The sequence below is a fragment of the Rhodococcus sp. C26F genome, from assembly GCF_053345925.1.
Window position 1 is genome coordinate 1 of record NZ_JBKFBA010000056.1, and the last position, 21,842, is coordinate 21,842.

The 21,842-nt window shown below is 67.4% G+C and carries 25 protein-coding genes; 13 read left to right on the forward strand and 12 right to left on the reverse strand.

Annotation, left to right across the window (positions count from 1 at the left end):
- The 5 genes from ACLBYD_RS28200 to ACLBYD_RS28220 all read right to left on the reverse strand — a co-directional run.
- On the reverse strand, nucleotides 1-989 hold a 989-nt coding region (locus ACLBYD_RS28200), incomplete at its 3' end, for an acyl-CoA dehydrogenase family protein (protein ID WP_447819034.1).
- Nucleotides 990-1,112: 123 nt separating this feature from the next.
- Complete coding sequence (locus ACLBYD_RS28205) at nucleotides 1,113-1,859, reverse strand: TetR family transcriptional regulator (RefSeq protein ID WP_447819035.1); 747 nt, start codon at nucleotides 1,857-1,859, stop codon at nucleotides 1,113-1,115.
- 36 nt (nucleotides 1,860-1,895) lie between these two features.
- Nucleotides 1,896-3,476 carry an acyl--CoA ligase family protein gene (locus ACLBYD_RS28210; RefSeq protein WP_447819053.1) on the reverse strand — a complete coding sequence of 527 codons (1,581 nt, stop codon included), beginning with the start codon at nucleotides 3,474-3,476 and terminating at the stop codon, nucleotides 1,896-1,898.
- Nucleotides 3,477-3,679: 203 nt separating this feature from the next.
- Nucleotides 3,680-5,161 carry an IS607 family element RNA-guided endonuclease TnpB gene (gene tnpB / locus ACLBYD_RS28215; RefSeq protein WP_447819036.1) on the reverse strand — a complete coding sequence of 494 codons (1,482 nt, stop codon included), beginning with the start codon at nucleotides 5,159-5,161 and terminating at the stop codon, nucleotides 3,680-3,682.
- On the reverse strand, nucleotides 5,161-5,415 hold the full coding sequence (locus ACLBYD_RS28220) for a hypothetical protein (RefSeq protein WP_447819037.1): 255 nt from the start codon (nucleotides 5,413-5,415) through the stop codon (nucleotides 5,161-5,163). The genes tnpB and ACLBYD_RS28220 overlap by 1 nt, the downstream gene beginning before the upstream one ends.
- Nucleotides 5,416-5,460: 45 nt before the next feature.
- Here ACLBYD_RS28220 and ACLBYD_RS28225 point away from each other — a divergent pair, with 45 nt between their 5' ends.
- Nucleotides 5,461-5,589 (forward strand): hypothetical protein, encoded by a 129-nt coding sequence (locus tag ACLBYD_RS28225; protein ID WP_447819054.1) that lies wholly within the window; start codon nucleotides 5,461-5,463, stop codon nucleotides 5,587-5,589.
- Here ACLBYD_RS28225 and ACLBYD_RS28230 read toward each other — a convergent pair whose 3' ends face one another.
- Nucleotides 5,590-6,369 carry an exonuclease domain-containing protein gene (locus tag ACLBYD_RS28230; protein WP_447819038.1) on the reverse strand — a complete coding sequence of 260 codons (780 nt, stop codon included), beginning with the start codon at nucleotides 6,367-6,369 and terminating at the stop codon, nucleotides 5,590-5,592. It abuts the gene before it with no gap.
- A gap of 107 nt (nucleotides 6,370-6,476) precedes the next feature.
- A complete protein-coding gene (gene lppU / locus ACLBYD_RS28235; RefSeq protein ID WP_447819039.1) occupies nucleotides 6,477-7,061 on the reverse strand; it encodes an LppU family putative lipoprotein in 585 nt (194 codons plus the stop codon).
- 58 nt (nucleotides 7,062-7,119) lie between these two features.
- Between lppU and ACLBYD_RS28240 the strand changes: the two genes are divergently transcribed.
- The 10 genes from ACLBYD_RS28240 to ACLBYD_RS28285 all read left to right on the forward strand — a co-directional run bounded on the left by ACLBYD_RS28240 (nucleotide 7,120) and on the right by ACLBYD_RS28285 (nucleotide 15,996).
- Nucleotides 7,120-8,184 carry an ATP-dependent DNA ligase gene (locus ACLBYD_RS28240; RefSeq protein ID WP_447819040.1) on the forward strand — a complete coding sequence of 355 codons (1,065 nt, stop codon included), beginning with the start codon at nucleotides 7,120-7,122 and terminating at the stop codon, nucleotides 8,182-8,184.
- Nucleotide 8,185: 1 nt separating this feature from the next.
- Nucleotides 8,186-9,238, forward strand: coding sequence for a DNA polymerase domain-containing protein (locus ACLBYD_RS28245; protein WP_447819041.1), 1,053 nt, complete (start codon nucleotides 8,186-8,188; stop codon nucleotides 9,236-9,238).
- 117 nt (nucleotides 9,239-9,355) lie between these two features.
- Nucleotides 9,356-9,907: a DUF6764 family protein gene (locus ACLBYD_RS28250; protein WP_447819042.1), complete on the forward strand. Its 552-nt coding sequence runs from the start codon at nucleotides 9,356-9,358 to the stop codon at nucleotides 9,905-9,907.
- Nucleotides 9,908-9,993: 86 nt separating this feature from the next.
- Nucleotides 9,994-11,253, forward strand: coding sequence for a serine hydrolase domain-containing protein (locus ACLBYD_RS28255; RefSeq protein WP_447819043.1), 1,260 nt, complete (start codon nucleotides 9,994-9,996; stop codon nucleotides 11,251-11,253).
- 92 nt (nucleotides 11,254-11,345) lie between these two features.
- Nucleotides 11,346-11,570, forward strand: coding sequence for a dodecin (locus ACLBYD_RS28260; RefSeq protein ID WP_060650173.1), 225 nt, complete (start codon nucleotides 11,346-11,348; stop codon nucleotides 11,568-11,570).
- Nucleotides 11,571-11,695: 125 nt separating this feature from the next.
- Nucleotides 11,696-13,372: an FAD-dependent oxidoreductase gene (locus tag ACLBYD_RS28265; RefSeq protein WP_447819044.1), complete on the forward strand. Its 1,677-nt coding sequence runs from the start codon at nucleotides 11,696-11,698 to the stop codon at nucleotides 13,370-13,372.
- A gap of 28 nt (nucleotides 13,373-13,400) precedes the next feature.
- The gene (locus ACLBYD_RS28270) at nucleotides 13,401-13,688 is read left to right on the forward strand and encodes a hypothetical protein (protein WP_016693660.1); all 288 of its coding nucleotides are present in this window, start codon (nucleotides 13,401-13,403) and stop codon (nucleotides 13,686-13,688) included.
- A gap of 110 nt (nucleotides 13,689-13,798) precedes the next feature.
- Nucleotides 13,799-14,110: a hypothetical protein gene (locus ACLBYD_RS28275; protein WP_447819045.1), complete on the forward strand. Its 312-nt coding sequence runs from the start codon at nucleotides 13,799-13,801 to the stop codon at nucleotides 14,108-14,110.
- 48 nt (nucleotides 14,111-14,158) lie between these two features.
- On the forward strand, nucleotides 14,159-15,130 hold the full coding sequence (locus ACLBYD_RS28280; protein ID WP_447819046.1) for an MsnO8 family LLM class oxidoreductase: 972 nt from the start codon (nucleotides 14,159-14,161) through the stop codon (nucleotides 15,128-15,130).
- A gap of 170 nt (nucleotides 15,131-15,300) precedes the next feature.
- Nucleotides 15,301-15,996, forward strand: coding sequence for a GAF and ANTAR domain-containing protein (locus tag ACLBYD_RS28285; protein WP_447819047.1), 696 nt, complete (start codon nucleotides 15,301-15,303; stop codon nucleotides 15,994-15,996).
- A 40-nt stretch (nucleotides 15,997-16,036) separates the two neighbouring features.
- Here the strand turns inward: ACLBYD_RS28285 and ACLBYD_RS28290 are convergent, their stop codons facing one another.
- Both ACLBYD_RS28290 and ACLBYD_RS28295 read right to left on the reverse strand, forming a co-directional pair.
- Complete coding sequence (locus ACLBYD_RS28290) at nucleotides 16,037-16,456, reverse strand: PaaI family thioesterase (RefSeq protein ID WP_447819048.1); 420 nt, start codon at nucleotides 16,454-16,456, stop codon at nucleotides 16,037-16,039.
- Nucleotides 16,457-16,511: 55 nt separating this feature from the next.
- Nucleotides 16,512-17,846, reverse strand: a complete 1,335-nt coding sequence (locus ACLBYD_RS28295; protein ID WP_447819049.1) for a wax ester/triacylglycerol synthase domain-containing protein — start codon at nucleotides 17,844-17,846, stop codon at nucleotides 16,512-16,514.
- Between the two features lie 115 nt (nucleotides 17,847-17,961).
- On the opposite strand from ACLBYD_RS28295, the gene ACLBYD_RS28300 reads away from it, so the two are divergent.
- Nucleotides 17,962-18,591: a hypothetical protein gene (locus ACLBYD_RS28300; RefSeq protein WP_059384704.1), complete on the forward strand. Its 630-nt coding sequence runs from the start codon at nucleotides 17,962-17,964 to the stop codon at nucleotides 18,589-18,591.
- A 210-nt stretch (nucleotides 18,592-18,801) separates the two neighbouring features.
- Complete coding sequence (locus tag ACLBYD_RS28305) at nucleotides 18,802-19,743, forward strand: L,D-transpeptidase (protein ID WP_059384705.1); 942 nt, start codon at nucleotides 18,802-18,804, stop codon at nucleotides 19,741-19,743.
- Nucleotides 19,744-19,914: 171 nt separating this feature from the next.
- Here the strand turns inward: ACLBYD_RS28305 and ACLBYD_RS28310 are convergent, their stop codons facing one another.
- From ACLBYD_RS28310 to ACLBYD_RS28320, 3 genes are read right to left on the reverse strand one after another with little or no spacing between them, the layout of a single operon-like run.
- Nucleotides 19,915-20,400: an SRPBCC family protein gene (locus ACLBYD_RS28310; RefSeq protein ID WP_447819050.1), complete on the reverse strand. Its 486-nt coding sequence runs from the start codon at nucleotides 20,398-20,400 to the stop codon at nucleotides 19,915-19,917.
- 3 nt (nucleotides 20,401-20,403) lie between these two features.
- Nucleotides 20,404-20,745 carry an ArsR/SmtB family transcription factor gene (locus ACLBYD_RS28315; protein WP_447819051.1) on the reverse strand — a complete coding sequence of 114 codons (342 nt, stop codon included), beginning with the start codon at nucleotides 20,743-20,745 and terminating at the stop codon, nucleotides 20,404-20,406.
- Between the two features lie 31 nt (nucleotides 20,746-20,776).
- On the reverse strand, nucleotides 20,777-21,538 hold the full coding sequence (locus tag ACLBYD_RS28320) for a DeoR/GlpR family DNA-binding transcription regulator (protein ID WP_447819052.1): 762 nt from the start codon (nucleotides 21,536-21,538) through the stop codon (nucleotides 20,777-20,779).
- Between the last annotated feature and the right edge of the window lie 304 nt (nucleotides 21,539-21,842).

Genomic DNA, 21,842 nt, shown 5'->3' on the forward strand with positions numbered 1-21,842 from the left:
GACGCGAAGCACTTCGCGGCGGCCGAGATGAAGCCGAGGTCGGGCTCGCCGCGCTCGGCGCGAGCAGCGGAGGTGTAGACCATCAGGCGTGCGGCCTCGACCTTCATCGCCATGTCGGCGAGCATGAACTGCACACCCTGGTTGTCGGAGATCGGGCGGCCGAACTGCTTGCGGTCCTTGACGTAGGCGGTCGCCGCGTCGAGGGCACCCTGGGCGAGGCCGACGGCCTGCGCACCGATGGTGGGACGGGTGTGGTCGAGGGTCGCGAGAGCGGTCTTGAAGCCGGTGCCCGGCTCGCCGACGATGCGGTCGCCGGGGATGCGGCAGTTCTCGAAGTACAGCTCGGCGGTGGGGGAGCCCTTGATGCCGAGCTTCTTCTCCTTCGGTCCGACGACGAAGCCCTCGTCGTCCTTGTGGACCATGAAGGAGGAGATGCCGTTGGCGCCCTTCTCGGGGTCGGTGACGGCCATGACGGTGTACCAGGTGGACTTACCACCGTTGGTGATCCAGCACTTGGAGCCGTTGAGGATCCAGTCGTCGCCGTCGGCCTTGGCGCGGGTGCGCATGGAGGCGGCGTCGGAGCCGGCCTCGCGCTCGGACAGCGCGTAGGAGGCCATCGCACCGTTGACGATGTCGGGGAGGACCTTGGCCTTGAGCTCGTCGGAGCCGCGGAGGATCAGGCCCATGGTGCCGAGCTTGTTGACGGCGGGGATCAGCGAGGAGGAGCCACATACTCGGGCGACCTCTTCGATGACGATGCAGGCGGCGATCGAGTCGGCGCCCTGGCCTTCGAACTGCTCGGGCACGTGGATGGCGTTGAAGCCCGACTTGTTGAGGGCGTCGAGGGCTTCCTGCGGGAAGCGGGAGTTCTCGTCGACGTCCTTGGCGTAGGGTGCGATCTCCTTCTCGGCGAGCGCGCGGATGGCCTCGCGTAGGGCGTCGTGCTCCTCGGAGAGCTTGAACAGATCGAAGTCGGGATTGAGGGCCATGACGGCGGACTCCTAACGGCACGCGGTGCCAGATTTGCGAGCGTAGCTCCCTCGAGCATAGCGAGGCGAGGGTTCGCGACGTGACGGAATGAGTCGATTGTAACCACGGCACTCAGTGCCAGGTCAACGGTGCTGACGTGCACCTTCGAGCTGGAGCCGAACCTGCTCGGCGATCTCGGCCGGTGTCAGATGAGCCGGATAGGTCACGACCGCGACCGCAGGCGGGGCCGGCGCGGCCTTCCCGTTCGTCGCGCCTTCGGGCACCGGAACCACCCCGTACGTGCGGCGGAGCTCGAGCAGTTCCTGCTCGAGGCGCTCGGCGGTGGCGGTCTCGTCACCGCGGATCATCGCGCGCAACACGAAGTTGTGCGTGGCGGTCATCGCCGCCGCGAAGCTGACGGTGCGCACCGGCTTCTCCGCCGGGACGGCGGCGCGCAGGAAGTCGGTGAACAACCGCTCGTAGCGATAGGTGGTGACGAGTTCGCGCTCCCGCAGCGCCGGCACCCGCTGCACCACCCGATACCGCCACACCGCCAGCTCGCGCCGGTCCCGGAAGTGACCGAACACGAGCTTGGCCCCGTCGCAGGCCGCCGCCCACGGATCGTCGAAATCCTGCGAGAGGTACTCGGCGACCTGCTCGAGCAGCGACTCGTGATCGGCGAAGATCACGTCCTCCTTCGACCGGAACTGCCGGAAGAAGGTCCGCCGCGACACCCCGGCGGCCGCGGCGATCTGCTCGACGGTGGTCGACTCGTAGCCGAACTCCGAGAACAACCGGATCGCCTGCGTGACGACATGCACCCGGAACTGGGCGGGATCGGGTCCCGTCGAATCGAGGCGACGGGTGCTGTTACCGGTACCGGATGTCATGGCGTCGAGTATCCAATGCAGTCGTGAGGGGTCGGCTCACCCCTCGGCGGCTTCGGCCGATCGCAGCTCGAACTTCAGGATCTTCCCGGTCGAGGTGCGGGGCAGCTCCAGCGGGAAGACGATGTCGCGCGGCACCTTGTATCCGGCGAGCAGCGTGCGGGTGTAGTCGATGATCTCCTCGGACGTGACCGATTCGCCCTTCTTCAGGATCACGAACGCCTTGGGACGCTCACCCCACTTCTCGTCCGGAACGCCGACGACCGCGACGTCGAGCACCGCCGGGTGGCTGACGATCGCCTGCTCGACCTCCACGGTCGAGATGTTCTCGCCGCCGGAGATGATGATGTCCTTCGCGCGGTCCTTGAGCTGGATGTATCCGTCCGGGTACATCACGCCGAGGTCGCCGGTGTGGAACCAGCCGCCGCGGAATGCCTCCTCGGTCGCGTCCGGGTCCTTGTAGTAGCCGAGCATGACGTTGTTGCCGCGCAGCACGATCTCGCCCATGGTCTCGCCGTCGGCGGGCACGTCGTTCATGTCCTCGTCGACGACCCGCGCGGTCTCGGCCTGCAACATGCCGACGCCCTGACGGGAGAGCAGCGCGGCACGTTCGTCGGCGGGCTTGTCGTCCCAGCTGTCCTGGTACTCGCAGATCGTGTACGGGCCGTACACCTCGGTGAGTCCGTAGACGTGCACGACCGTGATGCCGATCTGCTCGAGCTGGGCGATCACCGTCGGCGACGGCGGCGCGCCGGCCGTGGTGATCCGCAACGGACGGTCGAGGGGATGGGCCTGCTCGGCGTTCGCGATGGTCGAGCACACCGCGGGCGCACCGCACAGGTTGGTGACCCCGAGGTCGTCGATGGCACCCCAGATCGCGTCGGCTCGCACCGCCCGCAGACAGATGTGGGTGCCGCCCGCAGCGGTCACCGCCCACGGCGTGCACCAGCCGTTGCAGTGAAACATCGGCAGCGTCCACAGATACTTGCTCTGCCCGTCGAAGCTGTTGTGGAAGGTCTCGCCCAGCGAGTTCAGGTACGCGCCCCGGTGGGTGTACATCACGCCCTTGGGTTTGCCGGTCGTGCCCGAGGTGTAGTTGAGGGTGATGACGCCGAGCTCGTCGTCGACGCTCCACGGCAGCGGTGTCGCATCGAGCGAGTCGGCCTGCGCGAGGAACTCGTCGTACCGGGCGGTGGCCACCCCGGCGGGTGCCTCGGGAGCCGGCACGGTGGAGTCGGGAACCTCGATGATCTCCGCGACGCCCGGAACGTTGTCGCGGACGTTCGCGACCGACCCGAGCAGTTCGGAGTCGACGAACAGCAGCTTCGTCTCGGAGTGGTCGAGGATGTACTCGAGTTCCGGCCCGGCCAGTCGCGAGTTCAACGCGACCAGCACACCGCCCGCGAGCGGAACCGCGAAATGCGCGATGAGCATCTCGGGCACGTTCGGGGTCAGGTACGCGATCTTGTCGCCCGGCTCGATACGGCTGCGCAGCACGCGCGCGAGCCGCTGCGCCTCGTCGGCGAACTCGGCGTAGGTGTACGTGCGGTCGCCGTGGATGATCGCGGTGCGATCCGGGAACACCGTCGCGGACCGTTCGAGGAAGCGCAGCGGGCTCATCTGGCTGTAGTTCGCGGCTCCGGTCGAGCCGGGACGGACGGGGGCGATGGACACGGGTACCTCCGGGGGTGGCCTACTCGGATTCCGGCGTCTTCTGTGATCGTCGCAACACCGCGCGATGTGCAGGTTACGAATCGTGGAACTGGCCCTACTACCGTTGCGTACTGATGAGCAAACATGACCACGCTCTGTTCGCTTCGCCATCAGGCAGCCTCACCTTCCGGTGGGGCAGTCCCGGTCTGACCGACAGTGATGTCGTGCCGGGTTGACGCTTCACAGCCGGCTGCCTTTTCCGCTGCCGCGGATCGGGTCTTGTGCGTGGCTCCACGTCCGTCTCCACCCGAATCGGTGGCGGCCGGGCTACTCCCGGTACCGGTCCCCGTTGCACCCGTGTGCCGGGTCTCGCCGAGGCGGGCGAGGTTGATCGCGGCGTTGCGATCACGATCGATCGTCAGGCCGCAGTGGTCACACACATACATCCGGTCCGTCAGTGTCAGGTTTGGTTTTCCCCTGCCACACCCCGAACACGTCTTGCTGGAAGGAAACCAGCGGTCGGCTTCGACCAGCGCGGAGCCGTACCAGCGGCTCTTGTAGGACAGCAGATGCCGGATTTCGGCCAACGCCGCGTCGGCGAGCGCCCGGTTCAGACCGCGCTTGTAGGCTCCGCCGGCCGAGCGCATCCCCGCGGCGTTCAGCGTCTCCACCACGATCACCTGATGACGCTGGGCGAGGGCGGTGGTGGCCTTGTGCAGCACATCGCGGCGCACCGCCGCAGCGCGGGCGTGAGTTCGGCGGATTCGACGTTGCTGCTTGATCCAGCGTTTCGACGGTTGCCGCCGCGTCTTCGTCGATGGGTCGTACGGTCCTACTTGGCGGGCGGCTCTGCGCTGCAGCGCCCTCAGCCGGGATTGGGCGGCAGACAGGGACTTCGGGGCTGGGACTCGGTCGACCTCGCGTCCGTCGGGGGTCGCCACGACCAGCAGTGCGTCGACCTTGACGCCGACGTCGACTCCGACCACCGGTACGCCCGCACCGACATGAGCGGGTACCTGCCCCGGGCGCTGGACCAGCACCTGGAAGGCCACCTGCCATCGCCCGGATGAATCCTCACTCAACGTCGCGGATAGGATCCGGGCCGTGCCCGCCTCGAGGCGGCGAGCCAGTTTCCGGGTGGACTCGTGCGTCTTGATCCGCCCCAACCTCGGGAGAGTGATGTGGTGCCGGTCGGTCTCGACCCGGATGGTGCCGGTGGTGAATCGCACCGATCGCCGCGACCGGGCGGTCTTGAACCTCGGGAACCCGACCCTCTTCCCGGCCCGCTCACCCTTACAAGACTTCGACCACGCCTCCAATCCCCGAGCCAACGCGTCGAGACCGGTGTTGTAGGCCTCCTTCGAGTTCTCTGCCCACCACGGGGCCACCAGGTGTTTGCGGGCGTTCCACACCTTGCGTAGCCCCGCGAGCGACCAGTTCAACGCGGGTGTCAACTCGTCCTCGGCGATGCCGTAGGTGCGTTCGGCATTGCGCTGGTCGAGTACCGCTTTGACGGCAGCGAGCATCGTGTTGTGTGCCTTGCGAGCGGCGCCGGCGTGCGAGCGGAACGCCCGCACCTGCGCCGGGGTCGGGTCGAGCGCGAACCTGTATGCCTGCGCCGTCGAGCCGTCCGGAACCTCGAATCGGCCCATCACACAACCTCCGGCGCCGTGGCGGTGACCGCGCGCATCGCACGAGTGTGCGCACCCCGACGACCGTAGGGTCGGTCCTGCGCCAGCAGGGTCGCCGTCGGATCCTCGGCTGCCGAACCGGCCGGACGGTCTCGGTGGTCCACGATGATCATGTTCGCAGAGGGGCCCGACATGACCCGCCGCATCGTCGGAGGTGCCTCGTCCACCCCGGACCCGACCTCGGTGACCACCTCACCGACATAGTGCCGGTACATGGTGGCCCGTGTGAGCCTGGCCGCCCAGGTCGCGGCGCTGATGGTGTGAGGACATCCGTACACCACCAGGCCATCAGATCGAGCATCTATCTACGCAACGCCATGGACAAACTCGACGCGCGCAGCCGGCACGAAGTCGTGGTCGAAGCGCGCCGGCAGGGCCTGCTTCCCTGATCAGCGTCGGCGCAGTCGCCGGAAGAACTCGCGGATCGCGCGCAGCGCGCGTCGGAACCTGGTCTCGGTCGCGGGACGCTCGAGGACATCGGTACCCACTGGCGTGGGGAGCCGGACGGGCCAGCTGTCGTCGACGTCGACGACCTCGCGACCCAACCCGCGCAGGTACTCGGCGAAGCTGCGTTGCCGTTCGGCGTGCCAGGCGGCCTGGTCGGCCATGATGTCGAGTTCGGCGAGCTCGGGGAATCTCGCCACGAGCGCGCGGGTCAGATGGCCGGCGGCGAGCGCGTCGGCCTCGGCTTCGTGCGGATTCGGCAGCGACACCCCGTACGCCTCGCACACCGCCTGCAGTGTGCGCCTGCCGGGACGGCTGCGGTCCATCTCCCGGTCGATGACGTACGGGTCGACGACCGTGCCGATGTCGAGCCCCGTCAGGCCGAGGCGGCGTCCTTCGGCGTCGAGAACCGTCAGGTCGTAGCTGGCGTTGAACGCGACGACGATGTGGCCGCGCGCCCACGCGTCGCTCACGGCCTGCCGGATCTGCTTGTATCCCTCGAGATATTCGAGTCCTTCGGCGCGGGCGTGGGCGGTGGTGATGCCGTGGATCGCGGTGGTCTCCTCGGGTATCGCGATACCCGGGTCGAGCAGCCACGAGCGTGTGTCGATGCGGTCGGCGTCGAAGGTCGCGACGCAGGCCGTGACGATGCGGGCGTTGCGGGGATCCCGGTCGGTGGTCTCGAGATCGAACGCGCAGATCGGTCTGTCCGGCCAGTGCGTCATGTTCTGTCCTCGCGTCCGTCGGATGATGATCTGTCGAACGCATTGTTGCGGGAGGCACCGACATGCTCCGTCGCGGCGGCGACGGGCGTCCGCACCGGGGAGAACCGTCAGATGGTGTCGGTGCAGACCACGAAGTTGCGCTCCCGGTACACGAAGCCACCCTCGGACGTCGAGCAGTCGTTCACGTCGGAGGTGTCGAGCAGGATCTCGGTGACCTCCTCGCCCTGGACCGCGGGCTCACCGCAGTCGATGCGCTGCGGATCCTCGCCACCGAGGTCGATGCAGTCGCCCACCACCCAGTCGATGTCGAGACACAACGCGCCGACCTCGACGCCGCCGAACGACTCGTAGTAGGTCTGGTCGATGTCGCCGGGGCACATGGCACTGGCATCGACGACGTCGACGACCTTGTAATTCGAGCTCGGGCTGCCGCACACCGCGTAGTCGATGGTCGCGTCGTCGACGGTGCCACCGAGCGCGACGCATTCGCCGGCTGTGACGTCGACGCTCAATTCGGTCGACGACGACGCCGACGGGGTCGTCGTGGGTAGGGAGAGGGACGGCGCCGTGGACGTGTTCAGGGCGTTCGCGGCGGGCACGGCCTGCCCTTCGACCTGGGTCGCGCATCCTCCGAGCACCCCTGCTGCCGCCAACGCCACCGCGGCACCGGCCGCCCCTCGGAGAATGTTCATGGTCGAAGAGCCTACGGAAGTGCTGCCGGTACCCGTACGGGGTGGAACGATGTGCCGCATGGACCTGCCTGTGGTGCCGCCGCTCGCCCCGATGCTCGCCAAGGTCTCCTCCACCGTCCCCTCCCAACCCGAGAACGGTCCCGACGAGTGGTCCTACGAACCCAAGTGGGACGGCTTCCGGGCGATCGTCTTCCGCGACGGCGACGAGGTGGTTCTCGGCTCGCGCGGAGGCAAGGACCTCGTGCGTTACTTCCCGGAACTCGCCGACGCCGCGCGTGCCGAACTGCCCCGCAGGTGTGTGGTCGACGGGGAGATCGTCGTCCCGCGCGAACACGACGGCAGCACCCGACTCGACTGGCAGGCGCTGTCCGAGCGGATCCATCCGGCCGCCAGCCGGGTCACGATGCTCGCGGAGCGGACACCGGCCGTGTTCGTCGGTTTCGATCTGCTCGCTCTCGGCGACGAGAACCTCATGGAGACCCCGTTCGCAAAGCGGCGGGCGCGGCTGCGATCCGAGATCGGCGGGGGCAAGAGCTGCCATCTCACGGTGGCCACGACCGACACCGATACCGCTCGCCGCTGGTTCGAGGAGTTCGAAGGCGCCGGCCTCGACGGCGTGATCGCCAAGCGACTCGACGGGCTCTACGTGCCCGACAAGCGGGAGATGCTCAAACTCAAGCACGCCCGCACCGCCGACTGCGTCCTCATGGGTTACCGCATGCACAAGAGCGTCGAGGGCATCGGGTCGCTACTGCTCGGGCTCTATCACGACGGCGAGCTCGCGATGGTCGGCGGAGCCTCGGCGTTCACGCGGGAGCGGCGCGAGGAACTGCTCGCCGAACTGCAGCCGCTGCGACTCGGGGACGACGTCGTCGAGCAGGGCGAACCGACGCGGTGGCGTTCGGCGGTGGATCGCAGCTGGGTGCCGTTGCGTCCCGAACGCGTCGTGGAGGTCGCGTACGACCAGATGGAAGGTGTGTCGGGAGCGGGAATGCGGTTCCGGCACGCAGCGAAGTTCCTGCGGTGGCGTCCCGACCGCGACCCCGGGAGCTGCACGTTCGACCAACTGGAGGTGCCGGTGCGCTACGACCTGTCGGATGTGCTCGATCGGACGGAGGACTGACATGGCCGCGAAGCGTTCGCCTGCGGAGGAGCTGGACGTCGACGGCACGCCCGTGCGGTTGTCGAACCCCGACAAGATCTACTTCCCGCAGCTCGGCGCCGAGGGTGGCACGAAGCGGCACCTCGTGGAGTACTACCGCAGGATCGCCACCGAGTTCGACGCCCCGATCCTGACGGCCCTGCGCGATCGGCCGACGCATCTGCAACGCTTCCCCGACGGCATCGAGGGGGAGGAGATCTATCAGAAGCGGGCACCGGTCAAGCGACCCGACCACGTGGCGACCTGCGAGATCACGTTCCCGTCGGGGCGTACCGCCGATGCGCTGCGTGTGTGTTCGGCCGCCGACGTGGTGTGGGCGGCGAATCTCGGGTGCGTGACCTTCCATCCGTGGCCGGTGCGCTGCGGCGACACCGACCGCCCCGACGAACTGCGCATCGACCTAGACCCGCAACCGGGAACCGACTTCGGCGACGCGCGGGCCGTGGCACTGGAAGTCGTGCGCCCGCTCCTCGACGAACTGGGTCTCACCGGATATCCGAAGACATCCGGTGGGCGGGGACTCCATATCTATCTGCGGATCGTGCCCGAATGGGATTTCGTCGGCGTCCGTCGTGCGGGGATCGCGCTCATGCGTGAGATCGAGCGTCGCAGCGACGGGCGGGCGACGACGGCCTGGTGGAAGGAGGAGCGCGGAGAGCGGCTCTTCCTCGACTACAACCAGAACGCGCGCGACAAGACGATCGCCTCGGCCTACTCGGTCCGTCGCACCCCGATCGCGACCGTCTCGACCCCGCTGACCTGGGACGAGCTGGTCGACGCCGAACCCGACGACTTCACGATCGCCACGGTGCCGGATCTGCTGGCGAAGCGCGGCGATCCGATGGCGGATCTCGACGCGCACGCGCACTCGCTGGACGTCCTGCTCGAGATGGCCGAACGGGACGCGGCGAACGGTCTCGGCGACCTGCCGTATCCGCCGAATCACCCCAAGATGCCGGGGGAGCCGAAACGCGTCCAACCGTCCCGCGACACCGACCGGGCGAAGGACACGTGAACCGGAACGTTCGGGGAATCGCGTCCCTGTCGTGACCTCGACTATGAGACCTCCCGAAGCGCGAGTCCATAAACTGTCCGAGAAAACAGTCGCGTGAGGTTCGGAAAGGTCGATGTCGTGATTCGCTCGTGGGCGTCCGGTCGGGTTCTCGGCGTCGGGGCAGCATTCGCTGCCGCCATCGGGGTCGGTTTCCTGCTTCCTCAGACCGCGTCCGCGGCCACGACGTGCACGGCACCGCCGGGCGCCCCGGCCGAGATCGTGCAGATCGACGGGGACGAAGCGTGCGGTGCGTCCACCGACGGCACCGCCGAGGCGTGGAGTTACGGCGAGCGGGGCGTGGGATTCGCCGATGCCCGCAGCGCCGCACAGGTGGTGGCCGCCGGATTCGACGGCGGTGTCGGCGCCGGGGAGAGCACGTCGGGACGGCTGTTCGCGATCGGTGTGGGGGCACAGGCCCTGGCGCTCGGTGTACTCGAGAGTCCCGGCACGGCGGTCGTCGCCGCAGGTCCGCAGTCGCAGGCCTATGTGGGCGACGCCGACGATCCGGTGTTGTGCGAGGGCACCGCGGCGGCCGCGTTCGAACTCGAGGCCGCACGCGGGTGCGTCGTGCTGGGCGACTTCCGGTACTTCACTCCTGGCGCGCAGACACCGCCGTCGCCCCTGCCGTAGATTCGGCGCGTCTCGCCGGGAGCGTCGACAAACAGACTGTACGTAAACCCTTCCTTTACGTTCCGTGTCGTCGTAGCCTGTCGCACATGACGACCGGAGCAGTCTTCGAACCTGCCGGAGCGACAGCGTCGTTCGAGCCGGTGCACGTCCCCGGGCAGATCGACGCCCGGCAGGGTCCGGCGGCGCCCACCGAGATGGTCGTCGATCCGCGATTCCTGCGCTTGGCCGATGCCTTCTTCTCGCTGTACAAGCGCCCCCGGGACGGCGGCGGCGCACTCACCGCCTATCTCCACGGCGAGAAGGTCCTCGACATCTGGTCCGGCTGGTCGGCCCCCGACAAGCGGTGGAGCCGCGACACCATGGCGTTGTCGTTCTCGACCGGCAAAGGCGTGGCGTCGACCGTCGTGCACCGTCTGGCCGAGCGCGGAGCGATCGACTACTTCGCGCCCGTCGCGCAGTACTGGCCGGAATTCGCCGCGAACGGCAAGGAAGGCATCACCGTCGCGGACGTCATGACCCACCGATCCGGCCTACACCGCGTGCGCGGCCTGGTTCCCGGGACGCGCGGGATCCTCGACTACGAGGCGACCGTCGCGGCTCTCGAGCAGGCGGCGCCGGATCGTCGGCGTCGGCGCGGATCGGGCTATCACGCCGTCACCTACGGATGGCTCGTCGCCGAACTCGTGCAGCGGGTGACCGGTCTGCCCTTCGTGGAGGTCGTGGAGCGGGAGATCGCACGGCCCCTCGGCGATCCCGATTTCTGGTACCGCGTGCCGCACGACGAGCGTGGCCGCATCGCGAAGCTCTTCCCGCGACTCGCCCCGGTCGGACTGCACTGGGGTGCGAGCGCCGCGGTGCTGTCGCGACTCGAACCGACCCGCGGTCTCGCCGAAGCTGCAATGCCCGACGGCTTCGACCGGCTCGTCGGCGACCCGGCCGTGCACGACTCGGTGATGCCGGGCTGGAACGGTGTGTTCACGGCGCGCTCGCTCGCGCGCATGTACGGGGCGATCGCCGCCGGCGGGACGATCGACGGCGTGAAGTTCCTCGACGCCACCACGATCGACGAGATGTCGCGCGTGCGGGTGCGCAGCCGGGACTACGTGCTCGGTGTACCAATGGCGTGGCGGCTCGGCTACCACCAGCCCATCTTCGCGAGCATCCAGCGCCCGCGCGGTGCGCTCGGACACTACGGAGTGGGTGGCTCGGGGGCGTACGCCGATCTCGACACCGGCCTGTCGCTCGCCTTCGTCACCAATCGGCTCGGTGCCGGCGCGATCCCGCTCGGGGACCTGCGTCTGGCCCGTCTCGGCGAACTCGCCCGGTCGCTCGCGCGTCGTGCCTGAATCTTCCTGCCATTTTCGTGGTTCCGGGGACGAGGGTCGCTCGGGGGCGGGACGATCCGAATCGGAGCATCGCCGATTCGAGGAGTTCAGCCATGAGCCATGTCTACCGGGTGATCGAGGTCGTCGGATCGTCGACGACGGGAGTCGACGACGCGATCGCGAAAGCGGTGGCGCGAGCAGCGGAGACCACGCGTCATCTCGAGTGGTTCGAGACGGTCAACATCCGGGGCCATATCGACGACGGCCGGGTGGCCCACACGCAGGTCACTCTGAAGATCGGTTTCCGCATCGAGTCGAGCACCGAAACGGACATCTGACGCGTCTCGACAGTCGGAAATACGATGATATTATTGTGAGAACGTGGTTCTCGACCGGAACTGGAACGTGTACTAGTCTGAGGCCCGTTCGTTGTCCGGAATCGGCACTGTAGGCAGGTAGAACTGTGGCTTATGTAATCACCCAGGCGTGTTGCAACGACGTCTCGTGTGTCGAGGTCTGCCCGGTCAACTGCATCCACCCGACGCCCGACGAAGCTCCCTTCGCCACAACGGAGATGCTGTACATCGATCCGGACACGTGCATCGACTGCGGGGCGTGTGTCGACGAGTGCCCGGTCGACGCGATCGCCGCCGACAACGAACTGACCCCGGCGCAGGAGCCGTACCTGGAGATCAACGCCGAGTACTACCGGCGGTACCCGATCGGGCCGGACTGGCCCGAGCTGCGCACGCGCCGCAAACTGCCCGCCGAGCTGGGTACCCTGCGGGTGGCGATCGTCGGATCGGGTCCGGCCGCGTGCTATGCCGCGATGGATCTGGTGACGCACTCGGCGGTGCAGGTCGACATCTTCGATCGCCTGCCCACCCCCTATGGGCTGGTGCGTGCCGGTGTGGCCCCTGATCATCAGAGCACCAAGGGTGTCGGGGACGTCTTCCGCAGCGCCATCGGCCACAAGAACACCCAGTGCTATTTCAACGTCGAGGTCGGCACCCACATCACCCACGAGGAGTTGCTCGCGCACCATCACGCGGTGATCTACGCCGTCGGCGCGGCGGGTGATCGCACGCTGAACATCCCCGGTGAGGATCTCGCGGGTTCGCACGCCGCGACGGAGTTCGTCGCCTGGTACAACGGGCATCCGGATTTCGCCGACCGCACCTTCGACCTGTCGGCCGAGCGCGCGGTGATCATCGGCAACGGCAACGTCGCCCTGGACGTCGCGCGGGCGCTGGTGATGGACCCGGACGATCTCGCCCACACCGACATCGCCGAGCACGCGCTCGAGGCGTTGCGCACCTCGAACATCCGTGAGGTCGTGGTGGTGGGCCGGCGCGGCCCGGCGCAGGCCGCCTACACCAACCCGGAACTGCTCGCGCTCGGTTCGCTGCCCGGCGTCGACGTGGTCGTCGACCCGGCCGAGGTCGAACTCGACCCGGTCAGCCGCGCGCTGATCGACGATCCGGAGGTCGAACCCCGCCTGGCGCTCAAGGTGCGGCAGGTCGAGGGCTTCGCCCAGCGCACCCCCACCGAGGGCAACAAGCGGATCGTGCTGCGTTTTCTCGCCTCGCCGGTGGAGATCTCCGGCGACGGTGTGGTCGAGTCGATCACGCTCGAGCGCAACGAACTCGTCGAGGTCGACGGTCGTCTCGAGGCCCGCCCGACCGGGCAGACCGAAACCCTCGAAGCGGGATTGGTGCTGCGCTCGATCGGTTACCGCGGCACCGCGCCGGCCGGGTTGCCCTTCGACGAGCGGCGCGGGGTCATCCCGAACGACTGCGGCCGGGTGATCGACGCCGAGACCGGAGCGCCGGTGCCCGGTGTCTACACCGCCGGCTGGATCAAGCGTGGTCCGAGCGGAGTGATCGGCACCAACAAGCAGTGCTCGGCCGAAACCGTCGAGAAGATCCTCGACGATTTCGTCGAGGGCAAGCTGCCCGAGCCGGTCGCCGATCGGGAGAAGCTCGCCACCTTGGTGGCCGAGCGGCGCCCCGAACACATCGATTACCGGGGCTGGCTGCAGATCGACAAGCAGGAGAAGGCCCGTGGTTCGGCGGCGGGACGCTCGCGCCTGAAGTTCGTGTCGATCGAGGAGATGCTCGCAGCATCCCGTATCGAGTAATCCCGCCCGGTAGCGGGAACCCGGACCCATGGCTCAGCACACCAGCCCGGCGGTCGCTGCGTCGGGCCGATGGACCGATACCGACGGGATCCGCTACCCGTCCGGCGACACCCACGCATGGACGCCCGGCACCAACCAGACCCTGTGCGGGGTGCCGCTCTCCCGCGCCCGCCTCGACCGCTTTCCGCACGTGCCGTGGAGCGACGCGCTGTACCTGGCGGAACTGGGCGAGCACGGAGTCGTCCCGTGTCGTCGCTGCACGGCGGCCACCCGCAGCGACCGGCCGCGGTGGACCCGGAAGAACCCGCGGCCGTGAACAGTTCGACCCTGCCGCGCGGGGTGGCATTGTCGAGTACGTCGGCACCTCCCATTCGGCACCGAAACGAAATCGGACATAATTGGCCTTATGTTTCGGCAGGAAATGACATGAGGACTCCGACGGGTGATCACGTATCGGACCTGTGTCTGTCCTGCGGTCGTCCCGGCTGCACCCAGCTCCAGCACCGGTCCCTGGCGGGGGCCATCGGTGCCGGGCACGCACTCGCCGAGGTGGCGATCCGAGCGAGCGATGCCCGCGACCAGGTCGTCGCTGTCGGAAACGGCATTGCCGACCTCCTGCTGTACGTCGCCGATGCGCACGGTGTCGCCGCGGCGCAGAAGGCCTCGGAGCACGGGCAACTCCACTTCCACGGGGACTGGATCGCAGCCGGTCGCGCCTGGGGGCCCGAAGATCCCTGACCTGCAGGGAAGATCCGCGACGGTCGTGGTGTTGAGACGACCGTGCAGGTGGCGTTGTCGTTGCTGGACCGCTCCCGGACCCGGGAGGGGCAGCCGGACGCTGCCGCATTGCGGCAGACCCTGCGTCGCGCCGAACTTGCCGAGGCGGCCGGTTACCACCGCTTCTGGGTGGCCGAACACCATGCCGTACCGGGCATCGCGTCGGGTGCTCCGCCGCTGCTCATCGGTGCGATCGCGGATCGGACGAGCCGGATCCGGGTGGGCACGGGTGGGGTGATGTTGCCCAATCACCAACCGATCGTCGTCGCCGAACAGTTCGCGATGCTCGAAGCGATGCACCCGGGACGAATCGATCTGGGTGTCGGTCGTTCCCTCGGATTCACCGCACCCGTGCGCGATGCGCTGCGTACTCACAAGGCCGACGCGGACGACTTCGCCGCCGACATCGAGGAACTGCGCGGCTATCTGCACGGCACTGCCGAGCCGACCGTGCGTCCGCAGCTGTCCGAGCCGCCTCCGATCTTCGTCCTCGGCACGGGGCAGGGCATGCGACTGGCAGCGCGACTGGGATTGCCCGTCGTCATCGCCGGGCCTCTTCTGCGGCAGGGATCGGAACCGTTCGACCGTTATCGCGCCGACTTCCGCCCGGGCACACCCGGCGCGGAGCCCTATGTGGTCGTCGGCCTCGACATCCTCATCGCCGATACAGAAGCCGAGGCTCGGGAGTTGCAGCTTCCGGAGGCCTGGGCAATGGCCGTCTCACGCGAAGCGGGTGCGTTCCCGCCGCTGTCCCCGATCGAGGAGATCCGCCGGCAGCCGATGACCGAGCGTCGCCGCCGCATCGTCGACGAGACCGCGAAGGGATCGCTGGCCGGAACCGAGGATCAGGTCGCCGAGGGGCTCGAGAAGCTGATCGCCTCCACCGGCGCGGATGAGGTGCTCAGTTCCGCCTCCACCTTCGACACCGACGCCCTGTACGACTCGGATGCGCGCCTGGCCAGGATCTTCGGACTCGCCTGAACGCCGGACCGAGGCTCGAGCGTCTCTGCATGTGCCGCTAGGCCCTTGTCCGGACCGATCACGCGGATAGGCTGGTGGTCCCGGACCTCGGTGTCGCTGTGACGGTGCCGATGCTCCTGCTGCCATCGGTGCCTCCCACGAGCGCACCGACCTTTCGGAAGGTGCGCCTCATGGCCGACCTGGACCCCGACCGCCTGAGCCGCACGATGGCCGAGCTCGCGCGGTCCTTCGACGGTGCGGGTACGGATCTCGACACCACCCTGCGACGGATCACGACCGCCGCCGTGGAACTGATTCCCGGCACCGACAGTGCCGACGTCCTCGTCATCACCGGTCGCGGAAAGTTCGAATCGCACGCAGCGACGTCACTGTTGCCGCCACAGATCGATGCATTGCAGGCCCGCGTCGGGGAAGGACCGTGCGTCGATTCCGCTGTCGACACGGTGTTCACCCGCAGTGACGATCTGGCCACGGAGTCGCGCTGGCCCATGTTCACGGCTGCGGCCGCCGAAGCCGGGGTACGCAGCGTCGTGTCGTTCCGGCTCTACACCCACGACATGCAGGCCGGAGCGCTGAACCTGTTCTCCGCCGAAGCAAATACCTTCGACGAGGCGGCAATTCACATCGGGGAGGTGCTCGCAGCCCACGCCGCCATCGCTTTCGTCTCGGGTCGTCGGCAGATGCAGTTGCACTCGGCGATCGCATCCCGGGATCTCATAGGCCAGGCCAAGGGTATGCTGATGGAACGTTTCGCCGTGGACGCCGACCGTGCCTTCGCGATGATGGTCGCCCTGTCGCAGGAATCGAATGTGCCGGTAGCAACCATCGCTGCCCGCATCGTCGAACTCGGACCTCAACCCGACTGACCTTCATGCGGTGGTTCCGTCGCTCAGCCGTTCAGATCGATCACGCGAGCGCTCCTTGCGCTGCGGCACACAATTTCTCCGTCCCGTCCTCCGCGACGGCGTGGATCTCGCAACGACACAACGCCTGCCTGCGACTGTTGCTGACGACGGTGGCGACCGCGCGTAGGAGCGTGCCCCCGGCGGGCCGCAGGTAGTCGAGACTCATGCCGGTCGTCACGATCGAGGGTCCGAGGGCCATGCCCGCGGCGAACGTGAGCGCATTGTCGGCCGCGTAGGCCAGAACCCCTCCGTGCGCGAAGCCGAACTGCTGGAGCAGTTCCTCCCTGAGAGGTATCTCCAGTACGGCCCGGCCGCGCTCGTATTCGGTCAGACGAGATCCGATCAGGACGCTGAACGGTTGCGATGCCAACACCTTCCGGGCATCGGCGAGGGTACGGATCTCGGCGATCTCCTCCGACATGCACAGCAAGGTACTCCGCTCCTCGGTTCCCGACCGCCACATCGAAGGCCGGCGGTCACTGTGCGGTGGTGACAATCGAGCGGAACTGTTCCCGCACGGCCTCCGTGAGGTCGCGGACCTCGGGGGCGACGTCGGGATCGACGACGACCGCGACCGTCAACGTGCCGGCATACGACAGTGCGGCGAAGGCGACAGCGACGTTTCCCGTGCTGACGATCAACGGCACGATCGACGTGACGGGTGCGCCGGCCACGGCGATCGTCGACGACGGTCCCGGCAGGTCGGACAGGAAAGAATTGACCCGGCGCTGCCGGTCCACGAACCGACGGAACATCCCCGCGGCCGCGAGCGCGCGGAAGACCGGACCCAGCAGCTCGGCGGACAACCCTCGCACGTTCGTCTTCTGCAGTCGGGTGATGCGGGAGACGGATACCAGCCGGTCCTCCGATGTCCCGTCCAGCGGTACCCGGACGGGCATAACACCGACGCGATTGCCCAGCTGCCCACTCGTGTCGGCGGTGCGGGCGGAGACCGGTACCGAGATCACCAGCTCGGGCGGGAACTCGCCGCGCCTGTGCAGAATCGTGCCGAGGGCACCACCGACCGCGACCAGCAGCACGTCGTCGACCGTCGCGTCCCATCGACGTCCCGCTCGGCGGACCGTGTCCAGCTTCACCTCGACGGTTCCGACCGCACGACGAACACCGGTGGGTGCGTTGAGCGAGCAACGCGGGGCACGTCCGCCGGCGCCTCGCCCGAGTTCCGCCCATGCGGCAGGAAGGCGTGCGACGGCCCGCGGTGCCCGACGGAGCATGTGCAGACGACCGATCGCGTTGTCGTAGAGAAGTTCTCGCGCATTCGGTTGCCCGGATGTGCGCTGCTCGCGCACGGACGGTGAGCTGTCCACGCCGTCGACGAGATGCGCCAGGATCGCCAGACCACCGATCCCGTCGGTCAGGACGTGGTGCAGCACCATCACCAACGCCGTGTGCCCGTTCGGGTCCGCGATGTCGGTGACGAGAACCGCGCGCCACAACGGTCGGGATCGAGACAGCGGACGGGTGACCGCGTCCACGGCGAGCGTCAGTGCCGCATCCCTGTCGCAGGGAGCGGGGCAGCGCACCTGTGAGAAGTGGGCATCGACGTCGAAGTGGTCGTCGATCCAGTAGGGACGTCCGAGCCCGAGTGCCGGCTCGATCAGGCATTGCCGCAACCGGCGGATCCCGACGAGTCGTTCGGTGAGCACCGCCATCAGTGTCGTCGGATCACGCAGGTTCTCATCGGCGAAGAAGATCGCAGCACCGACATTCAGAGGTGCCCGTCCCACGTCCGAGACGAGTTCGGTCAGGTCGCCGGGACCGATGCGGTCGATACCGCTCGACGCCGCCACCCTTCGAGGATGGCAGACGCAGACCGGTCGTCTATTGCCTACGGCCGAGTAGGGGAGCAGTGTGAACACGGGAAACGACCGGCGACGCCGTGTCGGCGCCGCCCTGAGGAGAGGGGTGCCGATCGTGTTTGCACGCTCCACCACAATTCATGCGCATCCGTCGTACATCGACGCCGGGATCAAGCACGTACGCGACATCGTGATGCCTGCCCTGGCGGACATCGACGGTTGCCTGGGGCTGTCCCTGCTGATCGACCGCGGCTCGGGCCGATGCATCGCCACCAGCTCCTGGCGGGACGGGGACGTGCTGCGCTCCAGCGAAGGCATGGCCCGCATGCTCCGGGACGAGGCGGCCCGGATGTTCCATGCCACCACGGACGTGGCCAATTGGGAGATCGCGGTGATGCACCGCGACCATCATGCGAGCCGAGGGTCCTGCTGCCGTGTCACGTGGGTAGAGCTCGATCCTGCCCAGCTGGAGCGTGGCGCGGACATGTGGAAGATGGCGGCGCTGCCCAGGATGGAGGAACTCGAGGGTTTCTGCAGCGCCAGCCTGATGATCGACCGCACCCGCGGTCGCGGAGTGTCCTCGTTGACGTTCGACAGCGCCGAGGCGATGGACCGCAACAAGGAACGCGTTGATGGTATCCGTGCCGAGGTGACCCGGGCGGCGGGTGCCACGGTTCTCGACACCGGTGAGTTCGAACTCGCGATCGCACACCTGGACGTCCCGGAAATGGTGTGACCGCCGGTCCGCGGCGCGGGTGATATCCGTTCACCCGCGCCGCGGCCGTCTGCATTCGTAATAGACCACTCGGTCCGCTGACCTGGGAAAATACCGAGACGGCCGCATTCGAATTGCCCGTCCGTAACCGTCCTGTATCTAATGAACGGGTACGAGCACGCCGCGCAGGGGAAATAAGGCGCGGCGCACCGCTGAACGATGGGTTGTGGAATGTTCGAAAAGCGAGCTTTGTCGAACCGTCGCCGCACGGGCCGCCGATCTGCGCGGATCGGTGCTGCACTCGTGGGCGCAGCCGCCGTGGCACTGGCCACCGCCGGTCCTGCGAGCGCGGCACCGCTGTGGCCCGGGGGGCCCGAGGTGCCGAGCGTCCAGGAGCTGATCGAAGGACTCACGCCGCCCGGGGTGACGCCGCCGCAGCTTCCGCCTCAGCTCGCTCCCGAGCCGGCCGCCCCGTTCTCCGCTCCGTCCGTCAACCCGTCGAACGGGGAGACGGTGGGTGTCGCGCAGCCGATCATCATCCGCTTCAACGAGGCCGTCGGAGATCGTGCAGCCGCCGAACGCGCCATCCGCATCACCACGCAGCCGCCCGTCGACGGGCACTTCTACTGGGCGTCGAACACGCAGGTCCGCTGGAAGCCGTTCGAGTTCTGGCCCGCGAACACCGCGGTGACCGTGAAGGCCGGCGACACTCAGTCGTCGTTCACCATCGGCGACGCTCTGGTGACGGTCGCCGACAACAACACCAAGACCATCACCGTGACCCGCAACGGCGAGGTCGTCCGCACCATGCCGACGTCCTTCGGTAAGCCCGGCCACGACACCCCCAACGGCACGTACATCGTCGGTGAGAAGTACCGCGACATGTACATGGACTCGTCGACCTACGGAGTTCCCGTCGACAGCCCCGAGGGATACCGCACCTACGTCGAGTACGCGACGCGGATGTCCAACAGCGGCATCTTCCTCCACGCCGCCCCGTGGTCGGTCGGCGCGCAGGGCAACACCAACGTCAGCCACGGTTGCCTCAATGTGAGCACCGAGGACGGCAAGTGGTTCTACGAGAACGCCAAGAAGGGCGATCCGGTGATCGTGCAGAACACGGCCGGTGGAACCCTCAACGGCTGGGACGGTCTCGGCGACTGGAATCTCTGATTCCGTTGGGTGACTGGAATCTCTGATTCCGTTGGGTGACTGGAATCTCTGATTCCGTTGGGCGACTGAATCTCTGGTTATTGGTCGCGCAGACGGCAAGGTTTCCGACGCCCCCTGCCCTCCGGTTCGTCTCGTCCGGAAAGAGCAGGGGGAGTCGGCCTTTCGGTGCTGTTAGGCAGCCACCAGTTCGTCGATCTGGTTGATGGCGGACGAAGCACCCTCGACCACGCCCATGTCCAGTACCTGCTGGAGTGCCTCGGCGCTCTGGTAGGTGCTGACATAGGTTGCGCGCGTGCCGCCTTCGTGCTCGGCGAAGGTGAAGACGTTGTCGGAGACGGGCAGTTCCGGCTTCGGGGTGAAGTCCGGCTCCGCGAAACCGTCGAGGAACGAGAAACTCGTCGGTTCGTCGACGGCTGTGATGTCCCAGTAGCCGGCGTACTTCTCGCCGTCGGGGCCGGTCATGTAGTAGGTGGTGCGGGTGCCGGGCTTCAGATCGTGGTCGACCATCGTCGCCGGAAAGGTCGGCGGTCCCCAGACCTTTTCCAGCTGACGCGGATCGGCGTAGACCTGCCAGATGCGGGCCACCGGGGCGGCGAACTCGGCTGTGATGGTCAGAGTCAGCTCGTCGGGGTCGTGCCGGACGTCGGTTACAGGCATTTCTCAGCCTTCCTCGAAGGATTCGGATGCGATGAATTCGTCGATGCGCGCGATGCGACCGCGCCAGATCTGCTCCAGCTCGGTGAGCATGGACGCCACCGACCGCACTGCCGTCACGTCACCACGGGCCAACTGCTCGCGACCGCTGCGTCGCTTCACGAGCAGACCGGCCTTCTCCAGCACGGCGACGTGTTTCTGCACTGCAGCGAAAGACATGTCGTAGTTCGCTGCGAGAGCGGACACCGAGTGTTCCCCGGCCAGGACGCGTCGCATGATGTCGCGCCGGGTCCGGTCGGAGAGCGCGTGGAACAGGGCGTCGGCCCGGTCCTCGTCGTCTCCGCTCACATCTCCAAATGTACAACCAAATGGTTGTATGTCAAGACTTCGGAGCGATGACGAGCCGGTCGCCGTAGGCTGCGCGATGCTCTTCGTCGAGACCGTCGTCGGTGACGATGGAGGTGATCTCGTCGAGAGTCGCGACTCGGGCGAGCGCGCGCTCTCCGAACTTCGAATGATCCGTCACGACGATCGTCTTCTCGGCCGATCGGATCATCGCCCGCTTGATCGGGATCTCCAGCGTGTTGGTGTTGGTGATGCCGGCAGTGGGGTGCACAGCGTCGGCACCGAGGAACGCCCAGTCGGCGGAGTAGTCCGAGAGGAACTGCACGGCATGGTCGCCGATCAGGGTGTAGACCGAACCGAGGAGCTCGCCTCCGGACACGAGGAGTCGGACATCAGGAAATGCCGCAACGTATTTCGCGATACGCAGGTCGTTGGTGAGGACCGTCAGCGACGCCTTGTGTCGCAGTGCCACGGCCACCTCGTAGGTCGTGGATCCGCTGTCGAGCACCACGCTGTCCCCGTCGGACACCATGGCGGCCGCTACCACCGCGATCGCCCCCTTCTCCTCGCGGCGCACGTCCTTCTTGAGGGCGTACGGCACCTCGAGACCTGCGCCCTCGACCGCTCGCGCGCCCCCGTGCGTGCGCTCGACCTTCCCTTCGCGGGCGAGCGAATCGAGGTCGCGGCGGATCGTGGATGCATCGACGCCGAGATCGGCCGAGAGGGTCTTCGCATCGACATATCCGTCGGCGAGGATTCGGTGGAAGATCTCACGTCGCCGTGCGGTCGCTGACACGATTGCTCCTAGGGCTCTGGGCACTCGAATTTCTGGGTACTCGGACGCCGTGGTCGGGGTCGGTGCACGACCATAACGCACGGGCGACACACCTTTGCGTGGATATTGACACTGTCTGCGCTCAGTGTGCATGATTTCGTGCAGGATTTGCGCGATTGTGCGTGATCGTTTCGCTGGCACCACGTTGTTCGGAGGTTGCACGGTAATGCTGAAGTTGGGGTACAAGGCGTCGGCGGAGCAGTTCGGCCCGCGCGAGTTGGTCGAGTTGGGTGTGCTGGCCGAGGCGCACGGGATGGATTCGGCG

Bases quoted from the DNA above. Each gene is read 5' to 3' on its own strand.
- ACLBYD_RS28205 (WP_447819035.1), bottom strand. From the start codon at position 1,859: ATGACATCCGGTACCGGTAACAGCACCCGTCGCCTCGATTCGACGGGA.
- ACLBYD_RS28210 (WP_447819053.1), bottom strand. From the start codon at position 3,476: ATGAGCCCGCTGCGCTTCCTCGAACGGTCCGCGACGGTGTTCCCGGAT.
- tnpB (WP_447819036.1), bottom strand. From the start codon at position 5,161: ATGGGCCGATTCGAGGTTCCGGACGGCTCGACGGCGCAGGCATACAGG.
- ACLBYD_RS28220 (WP_447819037.1), bottom strand. From the start codon at position 5,415: ATGTACCGGCACTATGTCGGTGAGGTGGTCACCGAGGTCGGGTCCGGG.
- ACLBYD_RS28230 (WP_447819038.1), bottom strand. From the start codon at position 6,369: ATGACGCACTGGCCGGACAGACCGATCTGCGCGTTCGATCTCGAGACC.
- lppU (WP_447819039.1), bottom strand. From the start codon at position 7,061: ATGAACATTCTCCGAGGGGCGGCCGGTGCCGCGGTGGCGTTGGCGGCA.
- ACLBYD_RS28240 (WP_447819040.1), top strand. From the start codon at position 7,120: ATGGACCTGCCTGTGGTGCCGCCGCTCGCCCCGATGCTCGCCAAGGTC.
- ACLBYD_RS28245 (WP_447819041.1), top strand. From the start codon at position 8,186: ATGGCCGCGAAGCGTTCGCCTGCGGAGGAGCTGGACGTCGACGGCACG.
- ACLBYD_RS28255 (WP_447819043.1), top strand. From the start codon at position 9,994: ATGACGACCGGAGCAGTCTTCGAACCTGCCGGAGCGACAGCGTCGTTC.
- ACLBYD_RS28260 (WP_060650173.1), top strand. From the start codon at position 11,346: ATGAGCCATGTCTACCGGGTGATCGAGGTCGTCGGATCGTCGACGACG.
- ACLBYD_RS28270 (WP_016693660.1), top strand. From the start codon at position 13,401: ATGGCTCAGCACACCAGCCCGGCGGTCGCTGCGTCGGGCCGATGGACC.
- ACLBYD_RS28275 (WP_447819045.1), top strand. From the start codon at position 13,799: ATGAGGACTCCGACGGGTGATCACGTATCGGACCTGTGTCTGTCCTGC.
- ACLBYD_RS28285 (WP_447819047.1), top strand. From the start codon at position 15,301: ATGGCCGACCTGGACCCCGACCGCCTGAGCCGCACGATGGCCGAGCTC.
- ACLBYD_RS28290 (WP_447819048.1), bottom strand. From the start codon at position 16,456: ATGTCGGAGGAGATCGCCGAGATCCGTACCCTCGCCGATGCCCGGAAG.
- ACLBYD_RS28305 (WP_059384705.1), top strand. From the start codon at position 18,802: ATGTTCGAAAAGCGAGCTTTGTCGAACCGTCGCCGCACGGGCCGCCGA.
- ACLBYD_RS28310 (WP_447819050.1), bottom strand. From the start codon at position 20,400: ATGCCTGTAACCGACGTCCGGCACGACCCCGACGAGCTGACTCTGACC.